Source organism: Saccharopolyspora taberi, from assembly GCF_039534165.1.
Lineage (GTDB): Bacteria > Actinomycetota > Actinomycetes > Mycobacteriales > Pseudonocardiaceae > Saccharopolyspora_D > Saccharopolyspora_D taberi.
In genome coordinates, this window is record NZ_BAAAUX010000007.1 from 40,064 (window position 1) to 48,498 (window position 8,435).

Annotated in this window: 4 protein-coding genes and 1 pseudogene; 1 reads left to right on the forward strand and 4 read right to left on the reverse strand. The window is 71.1% G+C overall.

Going from position 1 to position 8,435, the window contains the following annotated elements; genetic code table 11:
• Positions 1 to 47 precede the first annotated feature (47 nt).
• The 4 genes from ABD691_RS07305 to hisD form a co-directional block, all read right to left on the reverse strand.
• On the reverse strand, positions 48 to 4,472 hold the full coding sequence (locus ABD691_RS07305; protein ID WP_344678686.1) for an nSTAND1 domain-containing NTPase: 4,425 nt from the start codon (positions 4,470 to 4,472) through the stop codon (positions 48 to 50).
• Positions 4,473 to 4,560: 88 nt separating this feature from the next.
• Positions 4,561 to 5,181, reverse strand: a complete 621-nt coding sequence (gene hisB / locus ABD691_RS07310) for an imidazoleglycerol-phosphate dehydratase HisB (RefSeq protein WP_344678687.1) — start codon at positions 5,179 to 5,181, stop codon at positions 4,561 to 4,563.
• Entirely contained in the window at positions 5,178 to 6,296 is a 1,119-nt protein-coding gene (locus tag ABD691_RS07315) for a histidinol-phosphate transaminase (protein WP_344678688.1), read from the reverse strand. The genes hisB and ABD691_RS07315 overlap by 4 nt, the downstream gene beginning before the upstream one ends.
• Before the next feature lie 207 nt (positions 6,297 to 6,503).
• Positions 6,504 to 7,817, reverse strand: coding sequence for a histidinol dehydrogenase (gene hisD / locus ABD691_RS07320; RefSeq protein WP_344678689.1), 1,314 nt, complete (start codon positions 7,815 to 7,817; stop codon positions 6,504 to 6,506).
• Between the two features lie 222 nt (positions 7,818 to 8,039).
• Between hisD and ABD691_RS07325 the strand changes: the two are divergent.
• Positions 8,040 to 8,435, forward strand: a pseudogene (locus ABD691_RS07325) (zinc carboxypeptidase); the annotation flags it as partial.

Sequence of the window (8,435 nt, forward strand, 5' to 3'; positions counted from 1 at the left end):
GACCCCGAGGTGGACTTGGCGTGAACTCGCAGCCTGCGGTTTTCCCGTCACAGACCGAAACGGCCGCGCTCTTGTTCCGTCAGACGGCGGACGCCGCGCTGCTCCGCTTCGGCCAGGAGGGCGTCGGCGTCGGTGTCGAGGTGCCAGGTGAGGATCTGGCGGTCGGCGCCCGCGCTGACCAAGCGGCCGTCGTCACGCCAGCCGAGGGCCGTGATCCTGCCGTCGTGCGCGGGGATGGTCGCGACCACGTGGCCGGTTTCCAAATCCCAGAAGCGGATGTTGCCTTCGTCGTCGTCGGCGGTGGCGAGCAGGCTTCCCGGTGCGAGGGCCAGCAGCGAAACCCGCACCGCGTCCCCCGTCATGACCACCTCACCGGTGGGCACGTCCCAGACGAACAGACCGTCGTCACCGGCGCTGATCAGCCTGCGCTCGCCCCACCACTCCAGCGCTCGGATCGTGGCACGATGCCTCCGGAGTTCACGCATCCGCATGGTGCCCAGATCCCACAACCGGACCACGAAATCCGCCCCACCGGCCGCGAGCAGCGATCGGCCGTCCCACGCGATGCAGTGCAACGGCCCGGTCGCTCCGGTCAGCGTGGTCGAGGTGCCGTCGTCCGGGTTCAGCACCTCCAGATCCAGCGCGTTGCCTCCCGGGTGCACGAGTCGCTCGTTGACCCAGGTCATCGCGGAGACGTCGGTCGCCTGCCTTGCGACGACCTCGGACCGCCCGCTTGCGCGGTCCCAGACCAGGATCTCGCCGTCGTCCCCGCAGGTCGCGATCCTGCCCCGCGGCGAGACCGCGATCGCCGGGCCGCCGCCACCGTGCGGGCGCAGCGTCCGGTGCCCCGCCAGTTCCCGGTCCCAGATCCGGATCCGGTTGTCGGAGTCCGCGGTGGTCAGCTCACCGGTCGGCGACCAGGTCACGAGCAGCGTGTGCCGTTCGGTAGCCGCCAGCTTCCTGTTCCGGTCCTGCCGCGAGTCCCAGATCAGCACCATGCCGTCCCGCCCGGCGCTGGCGCTGACGAGCTCTCCTGAGGCCGACCACGCCAGGCTGTCGACCGGGTACCGGTGCTCGTGGACCTGTCTGGCCTCCCTGGTCCGCTGATCCCACACCCAGACCTCGCCGTTGTGACCGGCGAACGCGAGCAGTCCGTCGGGCGACCAGCTGACGTCCTCGCCCTTGCCGTCGAGGACGACCTCCACGCCGCGCCCGTCCCACACCCGCACCTTGTCGTCGTCGCCGATGCTCGCCAGCCAGCCGTCCGAGCTCCACGCCACCGAACGCACCCAGCCCTCGTGGCTGTAGATCAGCTCCGAATGGCCGCTGTCAGGATGGGAAACGCGCACGTTGCCGTCGTCTCCCACGCTGGCCAGCGCTCCGCTCGCGCCCCACGCGACCGCGCGCACCCAGTCGGCGTGGCGGCAGACGACCTGTGTGATTCCGCTGGTGTTGTCCGGGTCCCAAACGCGGACCTCACCGTCCTGGTTGCCGATCGCCAGGAGCCCGTCCGCGGACCACGCCACGCCCTCGACCCGGCCGGCGTCGACGGGGAAGGACTCACCGGTCCTCGGATTCACGACAACCAGTGCCCCGCGGTCCCCGTAGGACGCGAGCAGGCCATCCGGTGACCACGAAAACGATCCTCCCTCCTGCTGGTGGACCTCCCACGACGACCCCGTGGCCGAATCCCACACCCACACCTCGCCGCTGACACCGGACCTGCTCGCAAGCAGGCCGCTGTTCGACCACGCGAACTCGTCGACCCGCCCCGAGTGCCGGTCCTCGCTCACCAGCCCCGCCTGCTGAACGGAGGGTCCGGCGACCCGGACGCGGCCGTCACCGCCGAGGGTCAGCAACTCGGTTCCCGCGACGACCCCGGCGGTCACCGGCGCCGGTTGTTCGGCCCGGCCTGCGGTTGGCCGCAGCCGAGGCATGAGCACGTCGACCGCTCCACCGTAGAACCCGACGACCAGTCGTTCGCCGTCCTGCCAGGTCAGCATCGAGGTGGACGGGGACGGCTGCCGCAGCGCGACGGATCGCTCCAGGTTCGAGTCCCACACCCGGATCGTTCCGTTCCTGAAGCCAGTGGCGCAGGCGAGACGGCCGCCCGGGGACCAGGCCACGGTCAGCGTCTGATCGCGCTCCGTCGAGAGAACCCGAGTGGTCCTGTCAGTCCTGTTCCACACCTGCAAGGTGCGATCGTCACCGCTGCTCGCGAGCAATCCGTCCGGCGACCAGGCGACCGACGTGGCAACCCCGGAGTGCGTTTGCACCAGGACGGTCTCGTCCGATTCCGCATACCACACGCGCACCGCACCGTCATCGGCGCAACTCGCCAGCAGCTGTCCGTCCGGGGACCAGGCGACCGAGCGCACCCAGTCCGCGTGCCTGTCCACGACCCGGACCTCCGAGGAACTCGGGTCCCACACCCGCACCGCCTTGTCGTCACCACCGCTGGCGAGCGCGCCCGACGGCGACCACGCGACCGCGCGGACGTAGTCGCCGTGCGTGTGGCACTTCCGCGTCTCGCCCTCGTCGAGGTTCCAGAAGCCGACATCACCGGATGGCGAGCCGAACGCGAGACTGCGGGGACCGGCCCAAGCCGCTGCGGTAATCCGCTCCACACCGGGAATTCGCCGGATCGCGGCCGGCTGGTCGCTGTTCTGGTCGTGCACGAAGACCATGCCGGTGCCGTCGACCGCGTGCAGCCTTCCTTCCGCATCCGCGCACACCGCAAACACCGTGTCGGCATGTCGGCGCAGGCTCCGGACGACCGGGTTCTGCAACCGGGCCAACAGGCTCACGGCGGTCGACCGGTCCGGGACGAGTTCGGCCGCCTCCCGTGCCAGGGCCAACGCCAGCTCGGGCTCATCGGTGCGGAACGCGTCTGCCTGGCGGGCGGCGTCGATCGCCCTGATCCGCCGGTTCCGGCTCGCCGTTTTCTGCGAAGCGGCGCAGAACTCCTCCAGCGCCTCCGAGCAGTCGAGCGCCTCGACGACGGCCTCGGCCTCCGCCACCTGGCTCTCGGCCAGCAGCCGGTCGGCCTTGCGGCCGGACTGCTCCCACTCCTGCGCCCGCTGCTCCAGGATCGTGCGCTGCCGCAGCAACGGGCGCTGCTCTTCGAGCCGTTCGCGCAGCGGTTCCCACTGGCGCAGCAGGGCCTCGTGCGCGAGATCCCGCTCTCCTTCGGCGGATTCGACCAGCAGGCGGGCGTCGAGGAACGCCGCGACGATCGCCTGCTCGTCCTCGGCGAGGTCGGCGACTCGCACCCGGCGGCGGGTCGGGTCCTCCGCGTTCGGCGCCCAGGAGACGAAGCGCAGCAGGGTCCGCAGGACCTTTTCCTTGTCGTGCAGCCGTTCCAGCCTGCCGAGGACCTTGTCCGCCGTGGTCGAGATGGCCTTCTCCACCCGGCCGAAGTCCTCGTACTCGGCGAGCGTGAGGTCGCCGTCCTCGGCGTAGCGCTCGTAGAGGTGGTGCAGGAGGTGCGCCAGCAGCGGGAGGACGTCGGAGTCGGTCCTGGTGGCGTCGTTGAGGATTTCGGCCACCGCTTCGGAGTCGATGTCGACCCCGGCCTTGCGGGCGGGACCGGTGATGACCTGGCGCAGGTCCTGCCTGCGCAGCGGCCGCACCAGGTACGGGTCGCCGAGCAGGATGCCGCTCGGTTCCTGCTGGAACTCCCCGATGAACTCCGTGCGCATGGTGGCGACGACGTGCAGGCGGCGATGTCCGGCCAGCGCACTGTGCAGGAGCGCCATGAACTCCCGGCGGGTCTGGTCGTCGACCTGCGTGACCAGTTCTTCGGCCTGGTCCAGCAGAAGCACCATCGGCCGGTGTCCGCTCCGCGGGCGCACAAGCGCGTCGACGACCGCCGACGGCTCAGCGGATTCCTCGCGGCGCAGCCGGTCGAGCGCTCGCGCGGCGTCGGTGCGCAGGTCGCGGACCAGGTCGTCGCCTTCGGCCGACGCCGCCCGCTCGCCCCAGAAGGTCCGGCACAGCGCGCCGAAGGGGTCGCGGCCCGGGGTCATCGGCCCCAGCACGGTCCAGTGCCGTCGCCGGAGTTGCCGCGCCAGGCCGGAATTCACCAGCGACGACTTGCCCGAGCCGGACGGCCCGGCGACGAGGACGAACCGGTCCCCCGGCCCGTCCAGGCGCTCGTAGAGATCGCGGATCGCCTTGTCCCGGCCGAAGAACACGGTCTCGTGCTCCGGGCCGAACGCCTGCAGGCCGGGGTACGGGTTGCCCTTGTTCCACTCGTGTTCCAGGCGCAGCCTGCGGTGCCGCCAGGCGTAGTAGCCGACCGGCACGACGGTTCCGGCGACGAACAGCGGCAGCGCGCCGTCGTGGACCAGGTTGAACGGCGACGGCCACTTCTCCGCGTCGTCGGTCGCGAGGTTGGTCAGGAACCCCAGTCCCGCACCGTAAAGCAGGACACCGAGATCTCGGAGGGGACGTTGGTCCTGGCGCGCCATGCTCCGTTCATATCACCGGTGCCGCGCGGCCGGTGACCGAAACCGGGACCTCGCACCGGATCTGTCCCGGCGAGGCCGGAATCCGCCCCTACAGCGCGCCCTTCGTCGACGGCACGACTCCGGCGAACCGCGGGTCCGGTTCCACCGCCGCGCGCAGCGCGCGCGCCAGCGCCTTGTACTGCGCCTCGGCGATGTGGTGCGGGTCGCGGCCGTGGATGACACGGACGTGCAGGTTGATCTGCGAGTGGAACGCGATCGACTCGAACACGTGCCGGTTCAGGACGAACGGGTAGTTCCCGCCGATCGTGAAGCTGTTGTACTGCTCCGGCTCGCCGGTGAGCACGCAGTACGAGCGGCCCGACACGTCGACCGCGGCGTGGGCGAGGGTTTCGTCCATCGGGATCCAGGCATCGCCGAAGCGGCGGATGCCCTTCTTGTCCCCGAGCGCCTGGCGCAGGGCCTGGCCGAAGACGATCGCGGTGTCCTCGACGGTGTGGTGGGCGTCGATGTGGATGTCACCGGTCGACTTCACCTTCAGGTCGAAGGCGCCGTGGGTGCCCAGCGCGGTGAGCATGTGGTCGTAGAACGGAACCGTGGTGTCGATGTCGACCCGGCCGGTGCCGTCGAGGTCGAGTTCGACCAGCACCGAGGACTCGCGGGTGGTGCGCTCCACCCTGCCGACCCTGGTTCCTGGCTGGAAGGCGGTCATCCGACGAGCTCCTCACTGACGATCTTGCAGGCGGCCAGGAAGGCGTCGTTCTCCTCCGGCGTGCCGATGGTGACCCGCAGGTGCTGCGGGATGCCGACGTCGCGGATCAGCACGTCGGCGTCGAGGTAGCGCTGCCAGGCCCGGTGCGCGTCCGCGAACCGTCCGAACAGGACGAAGTTGGCGTCGCTGGGAACCGGCGTGAAACCCATGTCCCGCAACGACTTCACCACCCGGTCGCGTTCCTCGGCGAGCTTGTGCACCGAGGCGAGGGTGGCGTCGGCGTGCCGCAGCGACGCCCGCGCGGCGGCCTGCGTCACCGCCGACAGGTGGTAGGGCAGCCGCACCAGCAGCAGCGCGTCGATCACCGCCGGGGCGGCGGCGAGGTAGCCGAGCCTGCCGCCGGCGAAGGCGAACGCCTTGCTCATGGTGCGGCTGACGATCAGCTTCGCCGGGTACTCGCCGATCAGCGTGATCGCGCTGTCCCGCGCGGAGAACTCCGCGTACGCCTCGTCCACCACGACCACGCCGGGCGCCGCGTCGAGCACCGGGCGCAGGTCGGCGAGCGAGATCGACTGGCCGGTGGGGTTGTTCGGGCTGGTCACGAACACCACGTCCGGCCGCCGGTCGAACACGATCCGGGCCGCCTCGGCGCTGTCCAGGCTGAAGTCCGCGCGGCGCGGCGCGGGCAGCCAGTCGGTGCGGGTGCCCGCCGACAGGATCGGGTGCATCGAGTAGGACGGCTCGAACCCGAGCGCGGACCGGCCCGGACCGCCGAAGGCCTGCAGGATCTGCTGGAGCACCTCGTTGGAACCGTTGGCCGCCCACACGTTCGCCGTCGCCACCGGCACCCCGGTCGCCGAGGTCAGGTAGGCGGCCAGGTCCTCGCGCAGCGCGACCGCGTCGCGGTCCGGGTAGCGGTGCAGGTCCGCCGCGGCCTCCCGGACCGACGCGGTCACGTCGGCGACCAGCTCCGGCGGCGGCGGGAAGGGGTTCTCGTTGGTGTTGAGCCGGACCGGGACGTCCAGCTGCGGGGCGCCGTAGGGGCTGCGGCCACGCAGGTCGTCCCGCAACGGCAGATCGGCCAGCGTCGCGTCGCCGCCGAGCACGTCACTCATGGGGCACTACTTTCGTTTCGGTCTGTCTTCAAGCGGCGCAAGCCGCTTAGCCCACCAAAGCAACCGGCACCGCCGCGGGTTCTCAGGCGTTCGCTGGCGAGGACAGCTTTTTCCGTCGTATTGGACATACGTCGGAAAAAGTAACCGCAGCCAGCGGACGCCTGAGGTTCCGCCACCCGCACCGCCACGCAAATCGCCCCCAAGATCTCAAGAAAACCGGGCGGTGACGGCCTGGCCGTGGGCGGGGAGGTCCTCGGCATCCGCGAGCGCGACGACCTGGTCGGCCACGTCGCGCAGCGCCTGCTCCGTGTAGGAGATGACGTGGATGCCGCGCAGGAAGCTCTGCACGCTCAGGCCCGACGAGTGCCGGGCGCAGCCGCCGGTGGGCAGCACGTGGTTGGAGCCCGCGCAGTAGTCGCCCAGCGACACCGGCGCGTACGGGCCGACGAAGATCGCGCCCGCGTTGCGGACCCGGGCGGCGACCGCGTCGGCGTCGGCGGTCTGGATCTCCAGGTGCTCGGCGGCGTAGGCGTCGACCACCCGGATGCCGTCGGCGATGTCGGCGACCAGGATGCAGCCGGACTGCACGCTGGTCAGCGCGGTGCGGATGCGCTCGGTGTGCTTGGTCAGCGGGACCTGCCGCGCCAGCTCGGCGTCCACGGCGTCGGCCAGCTCCGGCGAGGTGGTCACCAGGACGCTGGCGGCGAGCGTGTCGTGCTCGGCCTGGCTGATCAGGTCCGCGGCCACGTGCACCGGGTCGGCGGTGGCGTCGGCCAGCACCGCGATCTCGGTCGGGCCCGCCTCCGAGTCGATGCCGATCAGGCTGCGCAGGTGCCGCTTGGCCGCGGTCACGTAGACGTTGCCGGGGCCGGTGACCATGTCGACCGGTTCCAGCGCGGCGCCGTCGGTGTCGGCCGCGCCGTAGGCGAGCAGCGCGACCGCCTGGGCACCGCCGACGGCCCACACCTCGTCGACGCCGAGCAGCTCGGCGGCGGCCAGGATCGTCGGGTGCGGCAGGCCGCCGAACTCCGCCTGCGGCGGCGAGCACACCACCAGCGACTCCACGCCCGCGGCCTGCGCCGGGACCACGTTCATCACCACGCTCGACGGGTAGACCGCCAGCCCGCCCGGCGCGTAAAGGCCGACCCGCGCCACCGGCACCCACCGCTCGGTCACGGTGCCGCCGGGGGCGACCCGGGTGGTCGTGTCGGTGCGGCGCTGGTCCGCGTGCACCCTGCGGGCGCGGGTGATCGACTCCTCCAGCGCGGAACGCACCGCCGGGTCCAGCTCGGCCAGGGCGCGGCGCAGCTCGGCCGCGTCGACCTTCACCCGATCCGGTCGGACTCGATCGAACTTCTCGGTGAAGTCGAGTACCGCTTCCACACCGCGGTCGCGGACGTCGTCGATCACCGGCCGGACCTGATGCAGCACGTGCTCGACGTCCATCTCGGCGCGGGGCAGCGCGGCCCGCAGCTCTGCGGTGGACGGAACACGACCGCGCAGGTCGGTACGGGTGAGCATGGGCGTCCTTCCGAAGGTCGTCTCGGCGGTGCCGGTTTCTTAGGGGTGTGGGGGGCGTCTCGGGTCCTCCTACCAGGGTAGTCGCACCGCTCCGGAGCGAGCTCGCACGCCCGGTGAAATGGGAAAATGTTCACGCAGACCAATCCACGTAAGTGGGTTGCCAACCCCGGATCCGCTCCTTCAGCCTCTCAAGGTCACCACTCGTGATCGATCGGAGACTCGATGTTCAGCAAACGGCGTACCGCGGCGACCGTCGCAGCCGCCGCCTGCCTGGCCCTGCTCCCGGCAGCCCAGGCCGTGTCGGCCGCCCCGGAACCGAAACCGGCGCCAGCGACAGCCGCCACCGACGGCAGCGCGGTCTACGCGGTGCCGAACACCGACAGCCGCAGTCGAACCGAGATCAACCGCACCGGCGCGCAGGTCCTGTCCGTGGACGAGGCCGGCGTCGCCACCGTCGAGGCGACCCCCGAGCAGGCCGAGAAGCTGCGCGCCGCCGGGCTGGCCCCGCAGCAGAAGGAGACCGTCGCCGACGCGATGGCCCGGATCAACGGGAACTCGCCCGCCAAGATCGGCGTGAAGGACTTCCCGGAGGAGGACCAGGGCTTCCACAACTTCGAC

Excerpts from the sequence above, each read along its gene's own strand:
- ABD691_RS07305 (WP_344678686.1), bottom strand. The coding sequence starts at position 4,472 with ATGGCGCGCCAGGACCAACGTCCCCTCCGAGATCTCGGTGTCCTGCTT.
- hisB (WP_344678687.1), bottom strand. The coding sequence starts at position 5,181 with ATGACCGCCTTCCAGCCAGGAACCAGGGTCGGCAGGGTGGAGCGCACC.
- ABD691_RS07315 (WP_344678688.1), bottom strand. The coding sequence starts at position 6,296 with ATGAGTGACGTGCTCGGCGGCGACGCGACGCTGGCCGATCTGCCGTTG.
- hisD (WP_344678689.1), bottom strand. The coding sequence starts at position 7,817 with ATGCTCACCCGTACCGACCTGCGCGGTCGTGTTCCGTCCACCGCAGAG.